This window comes from Neisseria sp. HMSC068C12, from assembly GCF_001814095.1.
GTDB classification, from domain to species: Bacteria; Pseudomonadota; Gammaproteobacteria; order Burkholderiales; family Neisseriaceae; genus Neisseria; species Neisseria perflava.
In genome coordinates this window covers 134,947-160,263 of record NZ_KV814825.1, presented here as the reverse complement: position 1 = coordinate 160,263, position 25,317 = coordinate 134,947, and the positions used below count along the sequence as shown (strand labels likewise).

Genomic DNA, 25,317 nt, shown 5'->3' with positions numbered 1-25,317 from the left:
ATGAAAACTACACAGGATACGCATTATGGATTGGAAAGGTCGTGAACAAAGCCAAAACGTCGAAGATCGCCGCGGAAGCCGTGGCGGCGGCGGTGGCGGCAAAACGCCGGGCATACTCGGCATTATCGTGGTTTTGATCGGCGCATATTACGGCGTGGATTTGAGCGGTTTGGTTGGCGGCTCATCTTCGATGGGCATTCCTACCCAGCAAGCTTCCCGACTCGACAGCCAACAAGAAGCCGAATTAAAAGAACTGTCCCGTGTCGTCCTTGCTGATACCGAAAAAGCATGGAGTAAATATTTCCAGCAACACGGCCAACACTACACACCGACAACCATGGTGTTGTATGAAGGCAGTACGTCCACCGCCTGCGGTACGGGCCAATCTGCCATGGGCCCGTTTTACTGTCCGGGCGACCAAAGAGTTTATTTGGATTTGAGTTTCTACGAAGACATGCGCACCAAGCTCGAATCCGCCAGCGATGCCGCGTTTGCCTACGTTATTGCTCATGAAGTCGGCCATCACGTTCAAAACCTGCTCGGCATTCTGCCTAAAGTCCACAAAATGCAACAGCAAGTCGGCAAAAAAGAGGCCAATGCCCTTTCCGTCAAACTCGAATTGCAGGCCGACTGTTTCGCCGGCATTTGGGGACACTACGCCGTCAACAAAAATATCTTCAAAGCCGAAGACATTCAAAAAGCCATGCTTGCCGCCGAATCCGTCGGCGATGACCGCTTGCAGAAACAGGCTCAGGGCTACGTCGTTCCCGACAGCTTTACCCACGGCTCGTCCGAAGAACGCATGACTTGGCTCAAGCGCGGTTTGGAAAGCGGCGACATCAACCAGTGCAACACTTTCAACAATTGATTCGTCCAAGCAACACTGTTCTTTGATGTAACGACAAAAGGCCGTCTGAATTTTTCAGACGGCCTTTTAGCCGTGTTAAAATAACGCCTATTATTTTCCCTTAAATTCAAAGGAAATCCACATGGCAAATATCGCCCGCGACATTTTCAAAGCCTACGACATCCGGGGCATCGTCGGTAAAACCCTGACCGACGAAGCTGCCTACTTAATCGGCAAAGCCATTGCCACCAAAGCCTCCGAAAAAGGCATTACCCGCATCGCACTCGGTCGCGACGGCCGTTTGAGCGGTCCCGGCCTGATGGCACAAATTCAACGCGGTTTTACAGACAGCGGCATCGACGTCCTCAACGTCGGCATGGTTGCCACCCCTATGCTCTACTTCGCAGCCATCAACGAATGCGGCGGCAGCGGCGTAATGATTACCGGCAGCCACAATCCGCCTGATTACAATGGTTTCAAAATGATGCTGGGTGGCGACACGCTCGCAGGCGAAGCCATTCAAGAACTTTTAGCTATTGTTGAAAAAGACGGTTTTGTTGCTGCCGACAAACAAGGCAGCGTAACCGAAAAAGACATCTCCGGCGAATACCACAACAACATCGTCGGCCACATCAAGCTCAAACGCCCGATGAAAATCGTGATTGACGCGGGCAACGGTGTCGGCGGCGCATTTGCAGGCAAACTCTACAAAGGTTTGGGCAACGAAGTGACCGAACTTTTCTGCGAAGTGGACGGCAATTTCCCTAATCACCACCCTGATCCGTCCAAACCGAAAAACCTGCAAGACCTCATCGTCGAGCTCAAAAACGGCAATGCTGAAATCGGCTTGGCATTTGACGGCGATGCCGACCGCTTGGGCGTGGTCACCAAAGACGGCAACATCATCTATCCAGACCGCCAACTGATGCTTTTCGCGCAAGACGTGTTGAGCCGCAATCCTAAAGCCAAAGTGATTTTCGACGTCAAATCCACCCGCCTGCTCGCACCTTGGATTAAAGAACACGGCGGCGATCCTGTGATGGAAAAAACCGGCCACAGCTTCATCAAATCCACCATGAAAAAAACCGGCGCACTGGTTGCCGGCGAAATGAGCGGTCACGTTTTCTTTAAAGAACGCTGGTTCGGCTTCGATGACGGTATGTATGCCGGCGCACGCCTCTTGGAAATCCTGTCTGCCTTCGACAATCCGTCCGAAGTGTTGAACAAGCTACCGCAAAGCATTTCTACTCCGGAACTCAACATCGACCTGCCGGAAGGCAGCAACGGGCACAAAGTGATTGAAGAGCTGGCTGCCAATGCCAAGTTTGAAGGTGCGACCGAAATCATCACCATCGACGGCTTGCGCGTTGAATTCCCTGACGGCTTCGGCCTGATGCGTGCTTCCAATACCACGCCGATTTTGGTATTGCGTTTTGAAGCGGATACGCAAGAAGCGATTGAGCGTATTCAAAACCAATTCAAAGCAGTCATTGAAAGCAATCCTGCATTGAAATGGCCGCTGTAAGGGTTTAGGCTAAAACAAAAGGCCGTCTGAAAATCATTTCAGACGGCCTTTAATATTCAATATTGCTATTTCAAAGTTTGAAAAAACAAGAATATCCCGGCTTAGTTATCCGACTTGCGCCAACTGTTGACGCATTTCATCGATAACGGCTTTGTAATCCGGTTTGCCAAAAATTGCCGAACCGGCGACAAACGTATCCGCACCCGCCGCCGCAATTTCAGCAATATTGTCTGTCTTCACGCCGCCATCGACTTCCAATGCGATATGGCGGCCGCTTTGCCGTTCATACTCGTCCAACATCTCGCGCACTTTGCGGATTTTCATCAGCGTATTCGGGATAAAGCTTTGCCCGCCAAAGCCCGGGTTGACCGACATCAGCAACACCATATCCAGTTTGTCCAAAACGTTTTCCAGAATATTAACCGGCGTAGCAGGATTCAATACCAAGCCTGCCTGACAGCCGTATTCTTTAATCAAACCCAAGCTGCGGTCGACATGGCGGCTGGCTTCGGGATGAAAGGTAATGATATTGGCACCGGATTTGGCAAACGCATGAATCAAATCGTCCACCGGCTCAACCATCAAATGCACATCGACCGGCACGGTTGCATACGGTTTCAAAGCCGCACAAACCATAGGGCCGAAAGTCAGATTCGGCACATAATGATTGTCCATCACGTCAAAATGAATCAAATCCGCACCCGCGCGGATAACTTCGGCAACCTCTTCGCCCAAACGGGCAAAATCGGCAGACAAAATACTGGGGGCAATACGGTAGTCGGTCATGTTTATTCTCCTAAAGTGTGTTCCTTTGTCATTATCGCATTTTTAACCCTATGTTGTATGCCGCCGACAACGTCTCTGCCGTCATTTTTGTGAATTTACATTTCATATACATTAATGAAACTTATAATCACATAGTAAGGCTTTGAAAATAAATTATTAGATTACATACACATTCAAAAAAATCTAACATCATTAACAAAAGTTAACTGCATTGATACTGCCTTTCACACGCTTATCGGTTATATTTCCAAACCTGATGAAACATTAGGAAAACACCGTGTCTGTTGCACTTTCCCGCTATCCGACTTTTATTTTCTTAGCACTTGCCCTACTCTGTTCCAGTCTGCCTGCACATGCCGGTCCGTTTCTGGCCACTTTGGACGACTTTCACCCGAATTGCGACATCCGACAGCTCAATTTATCCGCCGACCAACACGCCGCCCTGCGCCGCCTGCGTACCGATTTCAAACAAATCAACGATAAAGCCTACCGTAAAACTGTACGCTCCGACCGCAACCGCCGTCAAACCATCATCAAAATCCTCTCCGGCGACTCATTCGACTCAAACGCCGCCCGCGATTATGTTGAAAACCGCTACCTCTCCAGCATGGACTATGCGGTAGATGAAATGGAAATCCAATACCGCCTCTACCATCTGCTCAATCCGCGCCAACGCCAGCAATGGTTGTCTTCATGCTTGCGCTGATGGATAAATAAAAATACAAAAAGGCCGTCTGAAACCATATTCAGACGGCCTTTGCTTTTTTCGCCTTAATCCAGCACTCTTTCTTCCGGCAACCGACCTGCCCAGTCGCAGGCAAACTGCCATGCCGAACGGCCTGAACGGCTGCCGCGCATTTGCGCCCATTGCAACGCGGCTTGGCGTGCCGTGTCATCAAAAGGAACATTGAAATCTTCCAACCAGTTGGCTACGGCGGTCAAATAATCGTTTTGATCGAAAGGATAAAAACTCAGCCACAAACCGAAGCGGTCGGAAAGGGAGATTTTCTCCTCGACGGCCTCTTTCTGATGAATTTCGCCGCGAGTGCCCGTAGTACCGCCGTTTTCATCCATGTATTCAGGAATTAAATGACGGCGGTTGGAAGTGGCATAAACCAAAACATTGGTGCAACGTTGCGACAGTCCGCCGTCTAAAGCAGTTTTCAAGGCTTTATAGGTCTCATCACCGGTTTCAAACGACAAATCATCGCAGAAAACGATAAATTTCTCGGGACGCTCAGACAACAGCGTCAACAAAGCCGGTAAGCTGATCAAATCGCTTTTATCCACCTCAATCAGTCGCAGGCCGCGCTCGGCGTATTCGTGTAACAACGCTTTAACCAAGGAAGATTTGCCCGTACCGCGTGCGCCGGTCATCAAGACATTATTTGCCGGACGGCCTGCCAAAAATTGCTCGGTATTGCGTTTCAGCCTGTCGGTTTGCGAACCGACTGCCGCCAATCTGCTCAAAGGAAACGTATGCGGACGTGGCAGGCTTTCCAAAATGCCTTTTTTGCCCACGCTGTGCCAACGGTAGGCCAAAGCGCGCCAGTCGGTTTTACCGGCTTCGTCAGGCAGGATTAAATCCAGACGGTTTAAAACGGAATTTGCTTTTTTCAAAAAATTGGATAATTTCATTTCGGCTTTCTTTTTTTCAGACGGCCTTTTGCGCCAATACTCGCATCACGGTATCGACAACGGCTTGGGTTTGCGGATCGATTTCAATATTAATGAGGTCGCCTTCTTTGCGGCTGCCAAACAGGGTGCGCTCCAAAGTCTCCGGAATCAGGTGTACGCAAAATTCGCTGTCGCTGATTTCACCTATGGTCAGGCTGCAACCGTCCAAACCGACAAAGCCTTTGGTCAGGATGTAGGGCTTGAGGTTTTCCGGCAGCTCAAACCAAACTGTACGGTTGAACTCGCTTGATTCAATTCGGGAAATTCGGGTAACCGCCATCACATGGCCGCTCATTACATGGCCGCCGATTTCATCGCCAAACCGCGCCGCGCGTTCCAAATTGACACTGTCGCCGACTTTCAAGCTGCCGAGATTGGTTTTACGTAAGGTCTCGTCCATCAAATCAAAGCTGACTTTGTTGCCGTCGATTCGGGTAATGGTCAGGCAGCAACCATTGTTGGCGACAGAGGCGCCGGTTTGCAGATTGTCGGCGATTTCGGGGGGCAGCTCAACTGTGTGGGTACGAAAGTCGGGCGAAGGTTGGGCGATGTCTGTAATTTTGCCCATACCTTGTACGATGCCTGTAAACATGATGTCTTCTTTCCGATGGTACGATAAGGCGGATATTGTAGCATTTTCCAGGCACAAAGGCCGTCTGAAAGCGGTGATGGCGATGGTTTGGGGTATAATCGAATTTTTATTTCCGCAGCCCGATCATGCTCAGCTACCGCCACGCCTTCCATGCCGGCAACCATGCCGATATGCTCAAGCACTTTACCCTCTTCCTCGTCCTCGAATATTTCAACCGCAAAGACAAGCCCTATTGGTATATCGATACGCACAGCGGTGCCGGTTTGTATGATTTGAGCGGCGATGAAGCGCAAAAAGTCGGCGAATACAAACAAGGCTTTGTGCTCTTGGAACAAGCTGACAAGCTGCCTGCCGAATTGGCCGAATTTGTGGGCCGTCTGAAACAAATACTGCCGCAAGACAACCTTTACTGCGGCTCGCCTTGGCTAGCACAGGCGCTCACGCGCGACAGCGACAAAATGCGCCTCTTTGAGCTGCACCCTGCCGATTTTGTCCATTTACAAAACAATATGCGCGAAGTTCGCCCTGCGCGTAAAGTGCAGGTCAGCCAAGCGGACGGTTATCAAGGTTTGATTTCACTTCTGCCTCCTCCGCCGCGCCGCGCCGCCGTCTTGATTGATCCGCCCTACGAAGAAAAACAAGACTACCGCCGTGTCGTCCAAGTCTTGAAAGATGCTTTAAAACGCTTTGAAACCGGCTGCTACATGGTTTGGTATCCCTGCTTGAGCCGCGAAGAAAGCCGCAAACTTCCGGACGAACTCAAAAAAATCGCTCCCGACAATTATCTGCACGCCGAGCTTCATGTCCATACGCCGCGCAGCGACGGCTTCGGTATGCACGGCAGCGGCATGTTCGTCATCAACCCGCCCTATATGCTTGCCGAACAGTTGCAAAACAATCTGCCCGAACTTGCCAAAATTTTGGCGCAAGATGTCGGCGCGCATTATGTATTGGAAAGCAAAACGAAATAAACACTGCCGTCTGAACGTATACCCAAACGCTTTGATTTTGCCGCCATACCTGTTCAGACGGCCTTAACCCTTTATACTTAAGCCTTTTTCCACTACAATTCACAACATAACAATTAACGGCCGTCCACTCATGAATATACGCACACCCCTAGCCTGCACACTCCTGCTCTGCGCGTGCAGCGAATCAGCAAAAAACGAATTTAAAGAAGAATTTACCCAAAGTTTCCGCACCGAATTTGTCCGCTCGGCAACCGAAGCCTGCGTAGAAAAAGCCTCCGGAAAAAGCCCGTTTGATTCCGCGACCACTGAAAAAATCTGCCGCTGCATCGGCGAAAAAACAGTCGACCAAATCAATCCTGAAGAAGCGACATCGCTTTTGGGCGGCAGCGACTCCATCAGCGACGAGCTGAAAAAACGCATCAAAGACACCAGCATCGCCTGCACTAAAGAAGTTTTAGGCATGGCCGAGAGCAAAACCAAATGAACACGCCGTTTTCAGACGGCCTGAAATTGAAAAATATTCGATTCAAACTTAGGAAAAGAGTGAAACCATGAAGACACTGAACCAATTCTTAGCCCAACACCTGCCCGAACACAAACTGCCGCAAGAGCTGGCCAGCGTACTGGAATCCGTAGCCGCCGCCTGTTTGGACATCAACGCCAAAGTCCGCCTCGGCGCGCTTTCCGGCGTTTTGGGCATGGCAGGTACCGGCAACATCCAAGGCGAAGACCAAAAGAAACTTGACGTCATTGCCAACAACATCATGATTGATGTTTTAAAAGCCAATGCCAACATCGCAGGCCTTGCCAGCGAAGAAGAAGACACCTATGTCGCCACACACGAAAACGGCGGCTATTTGGTATTGTTTGACCCGTTGGACGGCTCTTCCAATATCGACGTCAACATCTCCGTCGGCACCATCTTCTCCATCTTGGCGAAACCAGAAGGCGCATTAACTACCGAGTCCTTCCTGCAAAAAGGCCGCGACCAAGTGGCCGCAGGTTATGTTTTATACGGTCCGCAAACACAACTGGTACTGACTGTCGGTCACGGCGTGTTCGTCTTCACTCTGGACGATGCCAACCAATTCCTGCTGACCAAAGAAAATCCGCGCGTTCCCGAGTCTACTAAAGAATTCGCCATCAATATGTCCAACCAAAGACATTGGTTCGCCCCTGTTCAACAATACATTGACGAATTGCTGGCAGGCGAAACCGGCGTACGCGGCAAAAACTACAATATGCGCTGGGTAGCCAGCATGGTTGCCGAAATCCACCGCATCCTGATGCGCGGCGGCGTATTCATGTATCCGCAAGACAAACGCGACCCATCCAAACCGGGCAAACTGCGCCTGATGTACGAAGCCAACCCGATGAGCCTGCTTATGGAACAAGCCGGCGGCGCATCAAACAACGCCATCGAAGCCATGCTCGACATCCAACCTACCGGCCTGCACCAACGTGTTGCCGTATTCATGGGCAGCCGCGAAGAAGTCGAATACGTTTACAATCTGCATCAAAAATAATCGGATATATTGAAACCAAAAAAGGCCGTCTGAAATATAATTTTCAGACGGCCTTTCGTTAAGAAATCAAAGAAATGAAAAATCAAAAGGCAGACTCAAATCTGCCCTTTACTACTTTCCATCTAAGCTTTATTGGATTACGCCGAACGAGCCAGCTCTTCCGCTGCTTTTTGCACCATATCCGGCGTCAGCTTGTTCAAACAATCCGTATGCCCTAACGGACATTCGCGTTTAAAACATGGCGAACAATCCAAATTCAAGCTGACGATTTTTGCCTTTTGGCTTAGAGGCGGCGTATGGTCAGGGCTGGATGAGCCGTAAACCGCAACCAATTTCCGATCAAGCGCGGCCGCAAGATGCATCAGACCGCTGTCGTTGCACACGACCGTATCGGCGCAAGACAACAGATCAATGGCTTCAGGAAGATTGGTTTTGCCGCAAAGATTGGTACACAGGCCGTCTGAAAGTCGGTTGATTTCATCTGCAATATCGAAATCTTTTTGCGAACCAAACAGCCAAACCTGCCAACCTTCAGCCAAATAGCGGCGGCCAAGTTCGGCAAAATGACGCTCAGGCCAACGCTTGGCCGGGCCATATTCCGCACCGGGACAAAATGCCAAAATCGGTTTATCCGTCGCCAAACCATGTTTTGACAAAGCGGCTTGACGGCTTTCAGGATCAATCGTGAAACACGGATTATCGGAATGCCCGTTAAAATCCGCTTGGGTCGGATGCGCCAGCGCAGTATAGCGGTCAACCATCAGAGGCAACGCGGCCTTATCCAACTTACGGATATCGTTCAGCAAAAAATAGCGCGACTCGCCGACGTAGCCCGTACGCTGCTTAATGCCCGTAGCCAAGGCAATGATGGCGGATTTGAGCGAACCGGGCAAAACAATCACTTGATCATAGCCTTCTTTTCCCAATTCGCGACCGATACGCCAGCGTTTTTTCAATTCCAACGCACCATGTCCAAACGGGTTTTCCATCACACGGTTGATTTCAGGCATACGCTCAAATACAGCCATCGACCATTTGGGCGCAAAGGCATCAATGGTGCAGCCGGGATACAGCTCATGCAAATGGCGATAAAGCGGTTGGGTCATGACGCAGTCGCCAATCCAGCTTGGGGTAATAATCAGGATTTTTTTGGACATAATGGAATGTGTTTTTAATTTTGGCTTATTGTAATACGATTTTTAAAAGGCCGTCTGAAACTTGGTTTAATCGCCCTGATCAGAACGTACTAGTTGATACATGTCATTTCAGCACATGAAGCGTTCGTCTTCCCAATTATTCGGTAAATTCTGCAAATACCCAACCTGAAACACGAGGCCAAACGGCGGCAAGCAATATTCTCTTCATTTTTAAAACCTTATAAAAACAGAAAGGCCGTCTGAAATATTTTCAGACGACCTTTTTATAGTGATTTAACGATGGTAGTTAGGCGCTTCTTTAGTGATTTGTACGTCGTGAACGTGGGATTCGCTCATGCCGGCAGAAGTGATTTCCACAAATTCTGCTTTCTCGTGCATTTCAGCAATATTGGCGCAACCCAAGTAACCCATGCTGGAGCGCAGACCGCCGGTCAGTTGGTGGATGATGTTCACAATCGGGCCTTTGTAAGGTACACGACCTTCAATGCCTTCAGGAACATATTTGTCTGTGCTGTCGGTTTTGTCTTGGAAGTAGCGGTCGGCAGAGCCTTGGCTCATCGCACCCAATGAACCCATGCCGCGGTAAGACTTGTAAGAGCGACCTTGGTAAAGTTCGATTTCGCCCGGTGCTTCTTCCGTACCGGCAAACATACCGCCGAGCATGACGCTGTATGCACCTGCTGCCAGAGCTTTGGCAATATCGCCGGAGAAGCGGATACCGCCGTCGGCAATCAGGGGAACGCCTGTACCTTTCAAGGCTTCGGAAACATTGTGAATCGCAGTCAGCTGAGGCACGCCCACGCCGGCCACGATACGGGTGGTACAAATCGAACCCGGGCCGATACCGACTTTAACGGCATCCGCACCGGCGGCCACCAAATCCAAAGCGGCTTGGGCAGTCGCGATGTTGCCGCCGATGACTTGAATGTGCGGATAAGTTTCTTTGACCCAGCGCACGCGATCGATAACGCCTTGGCTATGACCGTGGGCAGTATCAACCACAATCACGTCCACGCCTGCTTCTACCAATGCTTTGACGCGCTCTTCGGTATCGCCGCCGGTACCCACCGCGGCACCGACGCGCAGGCGGCCTTCGGCATCTTTGTTGGCATTAGGGAATTCGGTTGTTTTCAGAATATCTTTAACTGTAATCAGACCTTTGAGTTCGTCTTGGTCATTTAACACCAAAACGCGCTCAACTTTGTGCGCATGCATGATTTCGCGGGCTTCGTCGATGCTGGTACCTTCAGGAACGGTAACCAAACGGTCGCGGGGGGTCATGATGGCAGAAACCGGCAGATCGACACGGTTTTCAAAACGCAGGTCGCGGTTAGTCACGATACCGACCACTTTGCCGTTTTCAACAACAGGCAGACCGGACATTTTGCGTTTGCGTTGTGCACGCATTTCCAAGACCTCGCGGATCAATGCGGTCGGCGCAACGGTAACAGGATCTTTCACCACGCCGCTCTCATGGCGCTTCACTTTGGAAACGGCACGCGCTTGCAACTCCGGCGTCATGTTTTTATGGATAATGCCGATGCCGCCTTCTTGAGCCATAGAGATGGCCAGACGCGCTTCGGTAACGGTATCCATTGCAGCAGAAAGTAGAGGGAGGTTGAGCGTGATATCGCGGGTGAGTTTGGTTTGAAGTTTGACATCTCGAGGCAGCACATTTGAGTGCGCTGGAACCAACAAAACGTCGTCGAAAGTATAGGCTTTTTCTACAATACGCATGATGCTCGGTCTTTCAGTTTGTGCAAGATGCACGGCATTATATCACACCGGCTTGATGCTAACATTGGCAATACACGTTTTAACGTTATTTTTTTACATGATTTGATCTGCGGTACAAAAATATGCCAACGCATTGCAGTTTCAAGTAAAATAAGCCGCATGAGAACATCATTTACATAAGGGAAACCCATGAAATCTTCCGTACTCAAAACCTGTCTGACAGCAGCCCTTCTCTCTTCCGCCGCCCTGACCGGCGCGGCCGAGGTTTACACTTGGAAAGGCACGTCGGGCAACAGCTACTCCGATACGCCAAACCGTCTGCAACCGAAGCGTTCCGGCGTGGTCAACATCCGTACGCACAACGTCAAACCTGCCGTTGCACCTGCTGTTGCGGCATCTGAACCGGTTGCCGAGCAGCCCAACGAACAGGTTGCGGAACAAAACAAACAAATCGAAGAGCGCAATAAAAAAATCGAAGAGCAAAACCGCCAAAACAAGCTGGAAAACTGCAAAATCGCCAAAATCAACCGTCAAGTCGCCGAAAGCGCACGCTTGGCCAATCGCGACAGCCTGATTAAACAATACCAAAACGACGTCAATAAATACTGCAATTAAGCTCTCGAATAACAATATCAAAAAGGCCGTCTGAAATTTAATTTCAGACGGCCTTCATTTTTCAGCCTATCAATAATACAGTTGAACCAACAACAAACCGAAAGCCAGACTAAATGCCATGCTCAACAGGCCCGGAATCATGAAGCTGTGGTTGAAGATAAATTTGCCGATTTTGGTCGAGCCGGTTGTATCAAAGTCGATAGCGGCAATAATCGGACCGTAGTTCGGAATGAAGAAATAGCCGTTTACCGCAACAAATGTGCCGATAATGATGGGCGCAGGAATACCCAGTTTGATGGCGATTGGAAATAGCGTTGCCACTGTCGCGCCTTGACTATTGACCAATACCGACAAGACAAACAGGGCAAAGGCAAAGGTCCATGGTGCAGATTCAACCAAATGGCTGACGGTCGATTCCACTTCTGTTAAGTGGCCGTTCATCAAGGTATCGCCCAACCAAGCCACGCCAAATACTGCAATCACGGCACGCATACCGGCATGGAATACCGAACCTCGGGTAATCGCATCGCCATTGGGTTTACACGCCAAGATAATCAGTGCAGAAGCAGACAACATCACGATTTCAATCGTATGCGCCATGCCCATAGGCTTGATCGCGCCATCGTGTTCAAAAGCCGGACGCAGCTCTGGCAGCGCACCCATCACGACCACCAGCAATGCCGCAGTCAAGAAAATACCGACCGACAATTTGGCTTTCGGCGAAATGGCGACATCGGTTTGTTGTTCCTCCACATCGATGTATTCTTTCACATAGTTCGGGTCTTTCAGTAAAGCCTGATAATACGGATCGTCTTTCAATTCTTTGCCCAGTTTGTTTACGAACACGCAAGCCAAACCGATACCCAAAATCGTGGATGGAACGGTAACTTTCAACACATCCGCCATCGTGATGTGTTGCGGCTCAAGCATGGTGACGCAGGCAACAACGGCTGCGGCAATCGGGCTGGCGACAATCGCAAATTGGGAAGCGATAACCGCCATCGTCAGCGGACGGGAAGGACGGATGCCATTGCGACGGCTGACTTCGGCAATCACGGGCAAGACCGAGTAAGCCACATGGCCCGTACCTGCCAATACGGTAAAGGTGTAAGTTACCGCCGGCGCGATAAAGGTGATGTATTTCGGATTGCGGTGCAACACGCGCGTGGCAATCTTAATCATATAGTCCAAACCGCCGCTGGCCTGCATGGCCGCGGCGGCAGACACTACCGCCATAATCATCAGCATCACATCAATCGGAGGGCTGGTCGGCTGAAGATGGAAACCAAAAGACAATACAGCCAAGCCGATACCGCCGAGCACGCCCAAACCAATACCGCCAACCTGCGCACCAATCAGGATACACAGTAGCACAACGGCAAACTGGATAAAAAACATAGTTGACATAACAATTCCCAAAATCCGGCCTTAGCCGAAATAAAATTACAAACGGTTGGATTATAGAGTAAACCCTCTTCCCTAACCATACTTTACCTAATTATACATACTGATCTATATCAAATAAATAATATTCTCATTTAACCTCTAGGTTTTTAAAAACACAAAAAAGGCCGTCTGAAGATTTTCAGACGGCCTCTATGGTTTAAAAAGATGATAAGGCTATTTCCCGGTTACTTCTTCATCTTTTATAAAATCCGATACGCCATGCACACAGCGGATTTTGCGTTCCGACAAGGTTGCCTCCAACAAGGCATCGTTTTGCGGCAATGAATCGCGTTCTGCCTCATTGTGCCAGAGGTGGTACGCAATGCCGGCAAATTTCAAATTATGGCGTTTCATCCCGTTATGATAGCAACGGGCGACAAATTCGCTGTCTTCCCTGCCCCAACCGACAAAGCTATTGTCAAACCCATTGACGGCAAGCGCATCGCTGCGGAAAAAGCCCATATTGCAGGTTTTGATGCCTTTATGTTTGCGGTTGCCTTTTCGGCCTGCCAATTTGGCCAAACAACGGCAGCGCAGGGCGGAAAGCCGTTTTTCTATCCCTGAGCTGAACATAGACAAAGCAGGCAAATCGCCTTCATCCAAAATATCCTGCGTTTTATCCTCAGTCAAAATCACGCGGGAACCCTGTATCAAACGGCCTCTGCGGGCAATCTTCAAATGATCGGCGATAAAAGACGGATCCAAAACCATATCGCCGTCAATCAACACAATATAATCGCTTTTCGCCTGCGCCAACGCACGGTTGCGCGATTCGGCAGCACGAAAGCCTCTATCCGGCTGCCATGAATGCTTAACGGGAATACTTGTCCTGCGGCGGATAAAATCAACCACTTCGGCGGTTTCCTGCCTTGAGCCGTCATCCGCGACAATAATCTCATCCGGCAGACGGGTTTGCGATAAAGCCGATTTCAACACCAGCTCCAAAGCATCGGGGCGATTGTAAGTGGTGATGATGAGGGAGACGGTTATCGTGCGGTTGCGCTCGTAGAGTTTGACATATTTGTAATACGAACCTTGTGCGTTGGAAACTGAAATCGTCAGGCCGTCCGCACCATAAGCAAAACCGCGCTTGAGCAGGTAATTCTTCACAAACGATACGCCGCCATGCAGCAAAGCCTTAAACGGCGAACTGTCTTTCTTAAAACGATTTTCTTCCGCATACAGCGAGCTATACTGCTGCATTTTTTGAATCAGCCCTTCGGCGTTTTCAAAAGAATAATGTTTCAGATGGCCATCGAGTTGTTTAACCTTGGCTTCCTGCGGCAACACCAAAGACTCATGCACCTGACGGTCGGAAAAACGGCTAAATCTGCGATGATAAAGGCGTGGAATAATATCCGGATACCAGCCGCAGCCTTTAATCAGTCTGCCGTGGTAATGGTTCAGACGGGAAAGTGAAAAAATATGCTCCTTCTCATTTTCCAAAACGGCCGCACGAATGGATTCGATTAAAGCCTCATCCGCCACTTCATCGCTGTCTATGCTGAAAATCCAATCGTTTTGCGCCAGTCTGGCCGCCAGATTTTTCATCGGACCAAACCCGATAAAGTCATGCTTGTAATAGCTGACATTTGAAAAACCCTTGGCAATTTCAAAAGTACGGTCGGTCGAGCCGTTGTCCAACAGCAGGACTTCGTCAAAGTCTTTCAGCGCACTCAAAACTTCTGAAAGATAACGTTCTGAATTTTTTACCAACATGGCGGCGGTTGCCGGAATTGTGTGCATCATAAAAAGGCCGTCTGAAAAAGGAAGCTGTATTTTAACCGATATACCGCTACAATATGTCCTCCTTTTTTCAGACGGCCTGACCCATGCAGCTTATTCTTGCCCCCATGCAGGGGCTGGTGGATGATGTGATGCGCGACCTGTTGACGCGTATTGGCGGATTTGACGAATGCGTCAGCGAATTTGTCCGCATTACGCACACGGTCCACTCACGCGCCACTTGGCTTAAATATGTTCCCGAAATCGCCCATGCCAACCGCACGCCGGCCGGCACGCCCTGCACTGTCCAACTTTTGGGCAGCGATGCGGAAAACATGGCCGTCAATGCTTTGGAAGCCGTGCGTTTCGGTGCGAACAAAATCGACCTCAACTTCGGCTGCCCCGCGCCGACGGTCAACAAACACAAAGGCGGTGCAGTCTTGCTCAAAGAGCCAGACTTGATTTACCACATCGTCCACACCCTGCGCCAACGCCTGCCGCAACACATTCCGCTGACTGCCAAGATGCGGCTTGGTTATGAAGACAAAAGTCTGGCATTGGAATGCGCCTCCGCGATTGAAAACGGCGGCGCATGCGCGTTAACCGTCCATGCGCGCACCAAAGTCGAAGGCTACGAACCGCCGGCACATTGGGAATGGGTGCGCAAAATCCGTGATGCAGTCAGTATTCCCGTTACCGCCAACGGCGATGTGTTCAGCCTTCAAGACTATCTCGACATTAAAACCGTCAGCGGCTGCGACAGCGTGATGCTCGGGCGCGGCGCGGTTATCCGTCCCGACTTGGCGCGGCAAATCAAGCAATATGAAAACGGCGAAACAGTCAAAGACACCGACTTTGCCGAAGTCTCCTCATGGATAGTCCAGTTCTTCGACTTATGCCTTGCCAAAGAGGCCAACAACAAATATCCGGTTGCCCGTTTGAAACAATGGCTGGGCATGATGAAAAAAGAGTTTGAACAGGCGCAGATATTGTTTGACCGTATCCGCGCCGTCAAAGAAGCGGACGAAGTAAAACAGATTCTGCTGTCGTTTGAACAAGAGATGCATTCATGATTTTAAAAGGCCGTCTGAATTTCAGACGGCCTTTAATATGATTACTGACAGATATAATCAGCCAACAGTCTGCCTTTTTCCGCACTGGCTGCATTGGCCATATTCACATGCCTGGTCTCAGGGCCATTCTTGGATTTCAGGGCTTCGCCATATTTTTTGGCAAACTCTTTATTGGCACTGGTCACTCTTGACTCAGTGGCATCCAATATAAACCCGTCTTGCTCATATTTGCCTTGCGCAGTAATAATCAAGATATTTTCAGGTGAAGGATAATCCGGGAAATTAACATAGTTGGTAACCAGCTTGTAGGAAACGCCTTTGCCGTGTTTCATATCCTGACAGATGCCGTTAGGCGCGGTAAAGACTGCATGGCCGATACGGCCGTGGCCGAAATCGTAAAAATCGATTCTCTTCGCAGAAGCCAATTGTTTTTTATCGTTGCCGTCATTGATATTTAATGACTTGCCGTTTACCAAAAACAGGGTTGGCAACAAGGGGCTGCCATGAGAGGCTTCCAAATTATATGCTTCGCCCAACAGCTTGCCCTGACGATACACAGTCAAGACAGGCTTTTTCAGACCATTTTCCGGATTGCCGGTTTTCTTAAAAGAAATCTTCTGAACCACATTGCCAAATTCATAATAAGGCCGCGACTGCACGCCTGTTTTCGTATCCTGCAAGGCGCTCCAGCTGCCGTCCGTCGTTTGGGCGCACGCAGTCAGAGCAACAAACAGAATACCCGATAGTAAAACTTTAGAATGTTTCATTCATAAACTCCTTCTCAAGTAAACAAAAGAACGGATGTGTGCCTTTACTGCTTATTTTTGTTTCTTTGTTAAAATTTTAGAACCATTGCACTAAATTAGCAAGGGATTAAACAACAGGCCGTCTGAACATTCAGACGGCCTTGATTAAGCTCAAATTTTTAAGAAGCCAAAACGCGGGAGAACAAAATCTCATTTTCCAAATGGATATGGTCTTTCAAATCATCCACCATCTCTTTGGCCAAAGTGTACAAACGGGTCCAGCTGCCGCAAGCGCCTTCGGGAAGCTCAAAATTGTAGGTCAATTCTTCCAGACGCGCGATGGCTTGATCGTGTTCTTCATGCTCGTGCATCATTACGCTGATGGGCATTGCCGCGCCGCGACCCACGCCCTGATTAATCATTGGGAACAACATGCGCTCCTCTTTCATCATGTGCATCAACAGCTCGTTTTGCATATAGGCCAACAAATCAGGAACTTCGGCAGGGAAAGTATCAGCATGAACCTGCGCCACTTTTTGCGCCAGCGGAACCAACTCTTCAAACTGGGCGCGGTGGACATTGTGGTAACGCTGCAAAATATGGTCAATGGTGGAATTGAAAGGTGCGGTTTCCCAAACGGTAAAGTCGGTCATGGCTGTGTTCCTTTAAAGATTGATATTGGATGAATGTTAGACATAAGGATACACGCTGCAAACGGCTTTGTATAGTTTTTTAATTGCTTAATTAATTGATAATAAAAGTTATTTTCAAATTAAAATACCAAACAGGCCGTCTGAAACATAAAGTCAAAGTTTCAGACGGCCTGCCCTTTTCTTAAATAATCCAACGATATAAGGCAATCATTACCGGCATGGTTACCACGCAAAGCAAGGTCGTCAACCCATAAATCGCACTGGCTTTTTGGGCATTTTTGCCGTAAACAACCGCCATTTGGGTAACTGTCGAAGCGGCAGGCGAAGTCGTTGCCAAAAAGCTGATTAACACAACCGTATCCGCATGCGCATCATGATGGGCAAAACCGCAGGCTTTGACGGCGAAAAGCAATAATACCGGAATCAAAATCAGCCTTAAAAAAGCAACGAGATAAAGCCTCGGTGTCCACACAATCGAACGCAACGGCAAAGAGGCCAGCAGCATGCCCGCCACCAACATGGCAACCGGGCCAATCATACTGCCCACCGTCGCCAAAGTATTATCGACAATGTGCGGCAGCTTGATTTGAAAGGCAAACATCAGCAGCCCGACCAACATGGATAAGATGTTGATATTGGTAAAAATGGTTTTCCAAGCCACATTGCCTCGACCGCAAATCAACAGGCGCAGATGCGTCCAAAACAAAAACGTCTGCACCAAGATAAAACCAGTGGTGTAAATCACCCATTCCGGCCCAAAGACCGACATTACCAAAGGGATAATCAGGTTGCCCGAATTGCTGTACACCGTCGCCGCGTGTTCGAGCGCATCGAGTTTGAACAAGTGTTTAAACAACCTGCCTAAAACAATCAATACCACATGGAAAAACACCGCCAACATGACGGAAAGCTTCAGCCCTTCGATAATCTGCGGCGTATTGTCCATCTGAAAGGCATGAATCATGACAGACGGGCTGATCAAGTAAAGCGCGATGACCGAGAGCGTATAGCTGTTTTCCGATTTCAACAGCCCTGCCTTCACTAAGGCCACGCCCATCAAAACAATCAGCGTCAGCTCGGTAATTTTTCCGGCAAGCAGAAAAGAGGTTTCCATAACAAAAAAAGCGGCAAAAACGTTGATTTTACGCTTCTACCGCTTGGCATGCCAAATTCAGACGGCCTGAAGCCTTTTTCCAACAACCCGACATAATTTGCCCTACCGCAAAGCAAATCAATATAAATCTGTCCGTATATCCGCTATAATCAGCCATTTTCTTCAAACAGGAAACATCATGTCCCCCAGCCGTTTCAATCAAACGGGCCCCAAAATCGGCCTGAGCGTACGCCTTGCAGAAACCCAAGCTGAAATCGAAGCCGCCCAAAGATTGCGCTATCAGGTTTTTGCCCAAGAGTTAGGTGCGGAAATCGAAAGCGATGACGGCCGCGATGTCGATCCTTATGATGAACATTGCCACCACCTGCTCGCCTTTGACGATGCAACCGGCGAGGTAATCGGCTGCTACCGCCTGATTACCGAAGAAACCGCAAAAAAAGTCGGTGGCTGGTACAGCGAGCATGAATTTGATCTTGAGCCTTTGAAAGACATCCTGCCGCAAACCGTCGAACTCGGCCGCGCCTGTACCCACCCGGACTACCGCAACGGCGGCTTGGTCATGCTGTTGTGGACCGGTTTGGTCAAATTCATGAAAGACGAAAACCTGCGCTTTATGATTGGTTGCGGCAGTATCGAAATGCGTGACGGCGGCAACGATGCGGCCGGCCTGTATCATGCTTTGAAAGACAAATACCTCGCTCCGGCACAATGGTGTGTCAAACCGCTCAACCCGCTCAAATGGGACAGCATCACGCCGTCTGAAAATCCGCCTGTACCTGCCCTGATCAAAGGCTATCTCAAAGCAGGCGCGTGGTTCTGCGGCGAGCCTTGCGTCGATGAAGCGTTCAACTGCGCGGATGTGCTGATCATGATGGACATCAACCACCTTTCCGACCGCTACTTGCAGCGTTTTGCCCCTAAAGCCGATTCATAATAAAAGGCCGTCTGAAACTTCAGACGGCCTGCCTAATCTTTATAAAAACACACACAATGACCGCCAAAATCCGTTTTATCTTCCGTCTTCTCTGCATTGCCGGCTGCCTTTTATACGGCATGGCCGAAATGTTTTTTCTGTTTCCCTTTTACAGCAGCAAACGCAAACTGCGCGCGATCCAATTATGGTCGCTGCGCGTGCTCGCTTCCTGCGGCATGAAACTGCAAACTTTCGGCACGCCGCCGCAAGAAGATCGCGGTCAGCTGATTATCAGCAACCATATTTCATGGTTGGACATTATGGCGGTCAACGGTGCTTTCCCCGGCCGTTTTGTGGCTAAAGACGATGTGGCCAAATGGCCTGTGGTCGGTTATCTTGCCACACAGGCTCAAACGGTTTACGTCTCGCGCAACCGCGGCATCAAAGGCAATTCTGCCAAAATCGCCGGCGTAACCGAAGCGCTGAAAAACGGCGATACCGTCACCATTTTTCCCGAAGGCACCAGTACCGAAGGCCGTGAAATCCTGCCGTTCAAACCGAGCTTTTTTCAGACGGCCTATGATGCAGGCGTACCGATTATTCCGGCACTCTGCCGCTATCCGAATCCAGACGGCAGCAGCCCCAATCCGCACACTGCCTACTACGGCGACATCAGCCTCTGGCAATCTATCTGCATGGTCATCAGCCAGCCTTCCAACACGGTCGAACTGCATTTCCTCGATCCGATTGAAGCAGGAGAAGACCGCTACGCTACTGCGCTTCAAGTACACGCCCTGTTGAGCGAAAAGCAAAAACAGTTGGGTTGATCAAAAAAAGGCCGTCTGAATGTTCAGACGGCCTTTTCCATTATCTTATGCCTTAAGATGAATATTGAACCGAATCGCTACCGCTTTTCTTTTGAATAAATTCAATTTTGTAGCCATCTGGATCTTCAACAAACGCAATCACAGTCGTGCCGTGTTTCATCGGGCCGGCTTCGCGTACCACTTTACCTCCCATTTCTTTGACACGCTCGCACGCCGCGTAAGCATCATCGACTTCAATCGCGATATGGCCATAAGCATCGCCCAAATCGTAAGACTCGGTATCCCAGTTGTGGGTCAGTTCCAAAACAGTATGGTCCGCTTCATCGCCATAACCGACAAAAGCCAAAGTAAAACGGCCTTCGGGATAATCGCGGCGGCGCAGCAGTTGCATGTTCAATACGTTTTGATAGAAATCCAAAGAGCGTTCGAGATTGCCGACACGCAGCATAGTATGAAGCAAGCGCATGATTTTGTTCCTTTCTGAATTATGTTTGGTCATGGATTATAACACATCGGGCATTTACCCTCCCCAACTTAGAAAATGCTGATACTTAAACCTTGTGAAAATGAAGCGTATCCCTATCGCCAGTTGAATTTAATTTATTAACAAGCACACCGACTGACTAAATTGCTATAATCGCCACACTTACAACACAACACTTCAAACCGTCATGAAAACCTTTGTTCTTCCAGATACCCGCCCTTATCCGCAGAGCCCTATCAAAAACTACCTTCTGCTCAATGCCTATCAGCTGGCGCACAACTCCTCCTCCGCATCGCGCAAGCTTTCGGCCGGCCAACTGCAAACCGAAATCCGCACCATGCTCAGCCAAAACCATTACATCAACCTTTCATTGGCAATGACCATGGCGCCCGATGTCGGCACTTACACCAGCCTGATTCAAAGCGTAGGCGAAGTCCTGAAGGCAGAAAACGATAACGAAGCCCAATGGTTTGCCCTGCCTGTCGTTTTGGTCGCCGGTTGCAAAAAAGAACAAACCCTGCCGCTTACGCTGCCTACCGAAGCACTCTTCGCCTGCCTGCAAAACTACCCCAACCTGCGTACCCTCACGCAAAACACGCAATGGCTGCCTTACCTCGTCCAATCTACCGACTTGAGCAGCGTTACCCCGGGCGAGTGGTTCCAAGCCAAGCAAAACGATGAAGCGGCAGGCGCATTCCTGCAAAAATTCGAATACAAACCATTGACGCTGCCCGAAGGTCAATCCGTCCATGTTGTTTACGCGCTGGGCTACGGCAATAAAGACATTCAGACTGCCTTGGGCCTTAACCTGCAACAGGCAGGCCTGCCATTGATGCAGGTTTGGCAAGAGCATCTCGCCCTCGACGGCGTTACCCTCTTTACCAACCCGCTCTCGCCCAATACGCCGCTTGACGCGCTTACCGACGGCAGCCACACCCGCCAACGCATGGCCATGGACGTTTTTGCCACCAACGCCATCCGCGCCATCCGTATGCAAAGCCCGCGCGTCGGCGTTGTTGCCGCAGCGAAAGCGGACGGCAAGCTCCAGTTCAGCTTCAACGCGACAGACAGCGCGTTTGAAATCGTTCCGCAGACCTTCACTTGGGAGCTTGCATCAACCGACAATATCGCCATCGTTCAGCAAAACTTCCTCGACCTGATGGCCGAATGCCGAATCGAGCACCTCTACCTGCTGCACAACCCATTGGGCGAAAACGAGAACATCCCTACTTATGCCCAAGCGTTGAAACTAGAAGGCCATAATCCTTTCTTCAGCAATGTAAACTAAATTGAAAATGCAACACGCCAAGGCCGTCTGAAAACGGTTTAGCGTGTTGCATTGATTTTCAAACCTTACCGCTCATTTTCACGCATATGAAAACCCACAAAATCCTTTTCGTCTGCCTCGGCAACATCTGCCGCTCCCCTATGGCCGAATACGTCCTGCGCCACCGCGCCCGCAAAGCAGGCATGGGCAATGCCGTCATTACAGCCAGCGCAGGCACGTCAGGTTGGCACGACGGGGAAAACATGCACGAAGGCACGCGCCGTGTACTCAAACAACACGGCATCGACCCGTCAGGCTTTACCAGCAGCAAAATCAAACCCAGCGATGCCGAACATTTCGACTACATCATCGTGATGGACGACAACAACCTCAGAGAAACCGAAAAGCAGCTCGGCTTCCACCCCGGCAAAATCTTCAAACTGACCGACCTTATCCCCGATTCAGGTTACAACCACGTTCCTGATCCGTGGTACACGGGCGACTTTGACGAAACCTACCGTCTGGTCGATGCCGGCAGTTTTGCCTTGTTGGAAAAACTGAAACAGGCTTAAACCGACTTTAATAATAAAAGGCCGTCTGAACAGGTATTTGCAAAAGCCATGCTTTCGTGATTACCTGTTCAGACGGCCCTATTGATTACTGCAATCAACCTACACGATAAAACGCCAGGCTGCCCAATAAATTCGGCAGATGTTTAACCTGTCGGTTGCCCGTCATGACCGCACGCTCAAGCACGCGGATTTTGTTTTTGGCACACAGCAAATCAAAGTCTTTGAGGGTACACCAATGGATATTGGGCGTATCGTACCAATGATACGGCATCCGCTCGGAAACCGGCATATGGCCGCCAATGGCGATTTGAAAGCGGTTGCGCCAGTAGCCGAAGTTAGGGAAGCTGACAATAGCCTGCTTGGCCACGCGCATCAGGCAGCGCAGGATTTTTTCCGTGTTCTGCATCGCCTGAATGGTTTGGCTCAAGACAATCACATCAAAGCTTTGATCGCCAAAAGCCACCAAACCTTCTTCCAAATCGGCTTGAATGACGTTCACACCGCGGGATATGGCGGCAATCACGCTGTCGGTATCGATTTCAACACCGTAGCCGGTGCAATTTTTATGTTCCACCAACGCAGCCAACAGCTCGCCGTCGCCGCAGCCTAAATCGAGTACGCGGCTGCCTTCGGGTATCCAATCGTAAATGAGTTGCAAATCGTCGCGCAGATTCATTTTTGGCAGTCCTTGTAAACGTTGTTCATATAAGCGGCAACCGCGCGGATATAGGCTTCGTCTTCCATCAAGAACGCATCGTGGCCGTGATTGGATTTGACTTCAATGTACTGCACGGATTTTTGCGCGGCGATTAATGCCTTGACCAATTCATGCGAACGTTGCGGCGAAAAGCGCCAGTCGGTGCTGAAGCTGGCAACAAAAAACTTGGCCTGCACATTCTCCACAGCGCGCGTGAGGTTGTGGCCGTAATCGGCGGCCGGGTCGAAGTAGTCAAGCGCCTTGGTCATCAGCAGATAAGTGTTGGCATCAAAGCGGCCGACAAACTTGTCGCCTTGATAGCGAAGATAAGATTCCACTTCAAACTCAACGCCGTAACCATACTGATAACCGTCTGATTTTAAATCGCGGCCGAATTTTTTACCCAAGCCGTCTTCGGCAAGATAAGTGATGTGTCCCATCATGCGCGCGATACGCAAACCGCGTGAAGGAACGGTATGATGGCTGCGGTAATTGCCTTCGTGGAAATCGGGATCGGTCAAAATCGCCTGGCGGGCAACATCGTTAAACGCGATGTTTTGAGTGGAAAGTTTAGGCGCAGAAGCGATGACGAGCGCATGAGCAACGCGTTCAGGCAAAGAAATCGTCCATTGCAATGCCTGCATGCCGCCTAAGCTGCCGCCGACAATGGCCGCCCATTTTTGAATGCCGAGATAATCGGCAAGCATGGATTGGGACTTCACCCAGTCTTTGACGGTTACAACGGGGAAATCCGCGCCATATTCGCGACCGGTTTCAGGATTTTCGGATAAAGGGCCGGTACTGCCGTCGCAGCCGCCCAAGTTGTTCAAACCGACAACGAAAAAGCGTTCGGTATCGATAGGTTTGCCGGGGCCGACCATATTGTCCCACCAACCGGCGTATTTATCCTCCACGCTGTGCTTGCCGGCAACGTGATGATTGCCTGACAGGGCGTGGCAGATAAGAACGGCGTTGCTTTTGTCTGCGTTGAGCGTGCCGTAGGTTTCAATCATCAGGTCGAAACGAGGTAAGGTTTTGCCGTTTTCCAGAGCAAGCGGTGTGTCAAACGGGATTTTCTGGGGCGTTACAATGCCCACTGAGGCATTTGTTGTCATTTGTAATTTCCAAGTGAAGCGGCAAAAGGGGTATTATAACGTTTCGTCTTTGTTTTGTGCATGAGGCTTCAGACGGCCTGCCCTGATTAAAGGCAATATTTTTGGGAGAATGTGGAATGATAGGCAGGCTTTTGCGATTTTTTTTCTTTTGCGCCATAGCGGCATTGATTGTGAACCGTTTGTTCAGCCGTAAACAAAAGCGCACCATTCGTGAAATCGCCAAAATCAGCGCATGGGTATTGCTGGGCGCGGCGGCCGCTACGCTGTTTTGGTATCTGATGATGCTGTTTTTCAAGCATATTCCTAATTCTTATTGAAATAAAATATAAAAGGCCGTCTGAAAACCTTAATCCAACGTTTTCAGACGGCCTTTTGATGTCCAAATTTAAAACAGCTCTTCCGGAATCTTGCAAACCGGAATCGGGTTGACTTTGTGCTGCATGGCTTTGTGCAATCGGGTATAGATTGTCAAAACTTCGCGCTGTCTGCCTTCAAAATCTTCAGGCTTGTGGCTGTTGTACACGCTCATCGCCCATTCGAGTTCGGGATAAGATGCGCCCATTTGCTCTTCATCGGTACGCTCGATATCCCAAAGGCCGTCTGTCGGCACGGCTTTTTGAATGTCTTCCGATACGTCTAGCTCGGCTGCCAAAGCGTACACCTGAGTTTTGGTTAAATCGGCAATCGGGCTGATGTCCACGCCGCCGTCGCCGTATTTGGTGAAGAAACCGACGCCGAAATCTTCAATTTTGTTGCCCGTTCCCGCCACCAGCAAACCATGCAGCTGGCCGTAATAATAAAGCGTCGTCATGCGAAGGCGGCTGCGTGCATTGGCAAGTGCCAGCTGTTTGTTGGGAAATTCGGTTTCGCTGACATCAACGGTATCGGCAAACGTATCGAACGCCGGAGTCAAATCAACACTTTGCGCTTTTACGTTAGGATAACGCTTTTTCAGACGGCCCATGTGTTCTTGAGCGCGGTTGACTTGGTCAGATTTCTGACGAATCGGCATTTCCAACAACAAAACCGACAAACCGGTTTGCGCGGCAAGGGTGGAAACCACGGCAGAATCGATGCCGCCGGATATGCCGACGACAAAACCTTTGGCAAGCGCCTGCTCGGCGTAATCTTTGAGCCATTGAACAATATGGCGGATGATGGCTTGGGTTTGCATAGGGATAAATGTTCGCTTCAAATAAAACGAATGATAGCCTGATTTGCACTTGTCTGAAAGACGACAGGGTATAATACC

Annotated in this window: 27 protein-coding genes; 13 read left to right on the top strand and 14 right to left on the bottom strand. The window is 49.8% G+C overall.

The features are described from left to right. Nucleotides 1-25: 25 nt before the first annotated feature. Together HMPREF2952_RS08630 and HMPREF2952_RS08625 are read left to right on the top strand one after the other, a co-directional pair. Nucleotides 26-868, top strand: coding sequence for a KPN_02809 family neutral zinc metallopeptidase (locus HMPREF2952_RS08630; protein WP_070695526.1), 843 nt, complete (start codon nucleotides 26-28; stop codon nucleotides 866-868). Nucleotides 869-989: 121 nt separating this feature from the next. Then, the gene (locus HMPREF2952_RS08625) at nucleotides 990-2,372 is read left to right on the top strand and encodes a phosphomannomutase/phosphoglucomutase (RefSeq protein ID WP_070695524.1); all 1,383 of its coding nucleotides are present in this window, start codon (nucleotides 990-992) and stop codon (nucleotides 2,370-2,372) included. 105 nt (nucleotides 2,373-2,477) lie between these two features. On the opposite strand, the gene rpe is transcribed toward HMPREF2952_RS08625, so the two are convergent. Beyond that, nucleotides 2,478-3,158, bottom strand: a complete 681-nt coding sequence (gene rpe / locus HMPREF2952_RS08620) for a ribulose-phosphate 3-epimerase (RefSeq protein ID WP_070695522.1) — start codon at nucleotides 3,156-3,158, stop codon at nucleotides 2,478-2,480. A gap of 277 nt (nucleotides 3,159-3,435) precedes the next feature. On the opposite strand from rpe, the gene HMPREF2952_RS08615 reads away from it, so the two are divergent. After that, the gene (locus HMPREF2952_RS08615) at nucleotides 3,436-3,864 is read left to right on the top strand and encodes a Spy/CpxP family protein refolding chaperone (RefSeq protein ID WP_049336552.1); all 429 of its coding nucleotides are present in this window, start codon (nucleotides 3,436-3,438) and stop codon (nucleotides 3,862-3,864) included. A gap of 65 nt (nucleotides 3,865-3,929) precedes the next feature. Here the strand turns inward: HMPREF2952_RS08615 and HMPREF2952_RS08610 are convergent, their stop codons facing one another. Together HMPREF2952_RS08610 and HMPREF2952_RS08605 are read right to left on the bottom strand one after the other, a co-directional pair. Continuing rightward, nucleotides 3,930-4,796, bottom strand: a complete 867-nt coding sequence (locus tag HMPREF2952_RS08610; protein WP_049336551.1) for an ATP-binding protein — start codon at nucleotides 4,794-4,796, stop codon at nucleotides 3,930-3,932. A gap of 16 nt (nucleotides 4,797-4,812) precedes the next feature. Next, entirely contained in the window at nucleotides 4,813-5,427 is a 615-nt protein-coding gene (locus HMPREF2952_RS08605; protein ID WP_049344692.1) for a riboflavin synthase subunit alpha, read from the bottom strand. Between the two features lie 125 nt (nucleotides 5,428-5,552). Between HMPREF2952_RS08605 and rlmJ the strand changes: the two genes are divergently transcribed. From rlmJ to HMPREF2952_RS08590, 3 genes are all read left to right on the top strand, one after another. Next, nucleotides 5,553-6,398 (top strand): 23S rRNA (adenine(2030)-N(6))-methyltransferase RlmJ, encoded by an 846-nt coding sequence (gene rlmJ, locus HMPREF2952_RS08600; RefSeq protein WP_049344693.1) that lies wholly within the window; start codon nucleotides 5,553-5,555, stop codon nucleotides 6,396-6,398. Between the two features lie 130 nt (nucleotides 6,399-6,528). Further along, on the top strand, nucleotides 6,529-6,882 hold the full coding sequence (locus HMPREF2952_RS08595; protein WP_049344694.1) for a hypothetical protein: 354 nt from the start codon (nucleotides 6,529-6,531) through the stop codon (nucleotides 6,880-6,882). A gap of 67 nt (nucleotides 6,883-6,949) precedes the next feature. Further along, nucleotides 6,950-7,924: a class 1 fructose-bisphosphatase gene (locus HMPREF2952_RS08590; RefSeq protein ID WP_049344695.1), complete on the top strand. Its 975-nt coding sequence runs from the start codon at nucleotides 6,950-6,952 to the stop codon at nucleotides 7,922-7,924. A 137-nt stretch (nucleotides 7,925-8,061) separates the two neighbouring features. Here HMPREF2952_RS08590 and waaF read toward each other — a convergent pair whose 3' ends face one another. Both waaF and guaB read right to left on the bottom strand, forming a co-directional pair. Beyond that, nucleotides 8,062-9,081: a lipopolysaccharide heptosyltransferase II gene (gene waaF / locus HMPREF2952_RS08585; protein ID WP_070695521.1), complete on the bottom strand. Its 1,020-nt coding sequence runs from the start codon at nucleotides 9,079-9,081 to the stop codon at nucleotides 8,062-8,064. 273 nt (nucleotides 9,082-9,354) lie between these two features. After that, nucleotides 9,355-10,818 (bottom strand): IMP dehydrogenase, encoded by a 1,464-nt coding sequence (guaB, locus tag HMPREF2952_RS08580; protein WP_049344697.1) that lies wholly within the window; start codon nucleotides 10,816-10,818, stop codon nucleotides 9,355-9,357. Between the two features lie 189 nt (nucleotides 10,819-11,007). Here guaB and HMPREF2952_RS08575 point away from each other — a divergent pair, with 189 nt between their 5' ends. After that, the gene (locus tag HMPREF2952_RS08575) at nucleotides 11,008-11,433 is read left to right on the top strand and encodes a DUF4124 domain-containing protein (RefSeq protein WP_049333378.1); all 426 of its coding nucleotides are present in this window, start codon (nucleotides 11,008-11,010) and stop codon (nucleotides 11,431-11,433) included. A 69-nt stretch (nucleotides 11,434-11,502) separates the two neighbouring features. On the opposite strand, the gene HMPREF2952_RS08570 is transcribed toward HMPREF2952_RS08575, so the two are convergent. Together HMPREF2952_RS08570 and HMPREF2952_RS08565 are read right to left on the bottom strand one after the other, a co-directional pair. Next, complete coding sequence (locus tag HMPREF2952_RS08570) at nucleotides 11,503-12,831, bottom strand: anaerobic C4-dicarboxylate transporter family protein (RefSeq protein ID WP_070695519.1); 1,329 nt, start codon at nucleotides 12,829-12,831, stop codon at nucleotides 11,503-11,505. Between the two features lie 222 nt (nucleotides 12,832-13,053). Then, nucleotides 13,054-14,628: a glycosyltransferase family 2 protein gene (locus tag HMPREF2952_RS08565; RefSeq protein ID WP_070695518.1), complete on the bottom strand. Its 1,575-nt coding sequence runs from the start codon at nucleotides 14,626-14,628 to the stop codon at nucleotides 13,054-13,056. Between the two features lie 83 nt (nucleotides 14,629-14,711). On the opposite strand from HMPREF2952_RS08565, the gene HMPREF2952_RS08560 reads away from it, so the two are divergent. Next, a complete protein-coding gene (locus HMPREF2952_RS08560) occupies nucleotides 14,712-15,677 on the top strand; it encodes a tRNA dihydrouridine synthase (RefSeq protein ID WP_070695517.1) in 966 nt (321 codons plus the stop codon). 41 nt (nucleotides 15,678-15,718) lie between these two features. On the opposite strand, the gene HMPREF2952_RS08555 is transcribed toward HMPREF2952_RS08560, so the two are convergent. The 3 genes from HMPREF2952_RS08555 to HMPREF2952_RS08545 form a co-directional block, all read right to left on the bottom strand. Beyond that, nucleotides 15,719-16,444, bottom strand: coding sequence for a DUF8095 domain-containing protein (locus HMPREF2952_RS08555; protein ID WP_049336534.1), 726 nt, complete (start codon nucleotides 16,442-16,444; stop codon nucleotides 15,719-15,721). A 158-nt stretch (nucleotides 16,445-16,602) separates the two neighbouring features. Further along, a complete protein-coding gene (gene dnrN / locus HMPREF2952_RS08550; protein WP_049336533.1) occupies nucleotides 16,603-17,076 on the bottom strand; it encodes an iron-sulfur cluster repair protein DnrN in 474 nt (157 codons plus the stop codon). A gap of 181 nt (nucleotides 17,077-17,257) precedes the next feature. Further along, nucleotides 17,258-18,190 (bottom strand): AEC family transporter, encoded by a 933-nt coding sequence (locus HMPREF2952_RS08545; protein ID WP_049336531.1) that lies wholly within the window; start codon nucleotides 18,188-18,190, stop codon nucleotides 17,258-17,260. Between the two features lie 178 nt (nucleotides 18,191-18,368). Between HMPREF2952_RS08545 and HMPREF2952_RS08540 the strand changes: the two genes are divergently transcribed. Together HMPREF2952_RS08540 and HMPREF2952_RS08535 are read left to right on the top strand one after the other, a co-directional pair. Continuing rightward, nucleotides 18,369-19,124 carry a GNAT family N-acetyltransferase gene (locus HMPREF2952_RS08540; RefSeq protein ID WP_004519852.1) on the top strand — a complete coding sequence of 252 codons (756 nt, stop codon included), beginning with the start codon at nucleotides 18,369-18,371 and terminating at the stop codon, nucleotides 19,122-19,124. 56 nt (nucleotides 19,125-19,180) lie between these two features. Beyond that, on the top strand, nucleotides 19,181-19,930 hold the full coding sequence (locus HMPREF2952_RS08535; RefSeq protein WP_004519853.1) for a lysophospholipid acyltransferase family protein: 750 nt from the start codon (nucleotides 19,181-19,183) through the stop codon (nucleotides 19,928-19,930). Between the two features lie 52 nt (nucleotides 19,931-19,982). On the opposite strand, the gene gloA is transcribed toward HMPREF2952_RS08535, so the two are convergent. Then, complete coding sequence (gloA, locus tag HMPREF2952_RS08530; protein WP_003685011.1) at nucleotides 19,983-20,396, bottom strand: lactoylglutathione lyase; 414 nt, start codon at nucleotides 20,394-20,396, stop codon at nucleotides 19,983-19,985. A gap of 205 nt (nucleotides 20,397-20,601) precedes the next feature. Between gloA and HMPREF2952_RS08525 the strand changes: the two genes are divergently transcribed. Continuing rightward, nucleotides 20,602-21,702, top strand: coding sequence for a hypothetical protein (locus HMPREF2952_RS08525; RefSeq protein ID WP_003685151.1), 1,101 nt, complete (start codon nucleotides 20,602-20,604; stop codon nucleotides 21,700-21,702). A gap of 86 nt (nucleotides 21,703-21,788) precedes the next feature. Next, a complete protein-coding gene (locus HMPREF2952_RS08520) occupies nucleotides 21,789-22,253 on the top strand; it encodes a low molecular weight protein-tyrosine-phosphatase (RefSeq protein WP_049344703.1) in 465 nt (154 codons plus the stop codon). A gap of 94 nt (nucleotides 22,254-22,347) precedes the next feature. Here the strand turns inward: HMPREF2952_RS08520 and metW are convergent, their stop codons facing one another. Next, nucleotides 22,348-22,929: a methionine biosynthesis protein MetW gene (metW, locus tag HMPREF2952_RS08515; protein ID WP_049329691.1), complete on the bottom strand. Its 582-nt coding sequence runs from the start codon at nucleotides 22,927-22,929 to the stop codon at nucleotides 22,348-22,350. Next, nucleotides 22,926-24,065 carry a homoserine O-succinyltransferase MetX gene (locus tag HMPREF2952_RS08510; protein ID WP_049336341.1) on the bottom strand — a complete coding sequence of 380 codons (1,140 nt, stop codon included), beginning with the start codon at nucleotides 24,063-24,065 and terminating at the stop codon, nucleotides 22,926-22,928. The genes metW and HMPREF2952_RS08510 overlap by 4 nt, the downstream gene beginning before the upstream one ends. 116 nt (nucleotides 24,066-24,181) lie before the next feature. Here HMPREF2952_RS08510 and HMPREF2952_RS08505 point away from each other — a divergent pair, with 116 nt between their 5' ends. Beyond that, nucleotides 24,182-24,382, top strand: coding sequence for a protein MIGRI (locus HMPREF2952_RS08505; RefSeq protein WP_003682450.1), 201 nt, complete (start codon nucleotides 24,182-24,184; stop codon nucleotides 24,380-24,382). 68 nt (nucleotides 24,383-24,450) lie between these two features. Here HMPREF2952_RS08505 and nadE read toward each other — a convergent pair whose 3' ends face one another. Next, nucleotides 24,451-25,239 carry an NAD(+) synthase gene (gene nadE / locus HMPREF2952_RS08500; RefSeq protein WP_049336338.1) on the bottom strand — a complete coding sequence of 263 codons (789 nt, stop codon included), beginning with the start codon at nucleotides 25,237-25,239 and terminating at the stop codon, nucleotides 24,451-24,453. Between the last annotated feature and the right edge of the window lie 78 nt (nucleotides 25,240-25,317).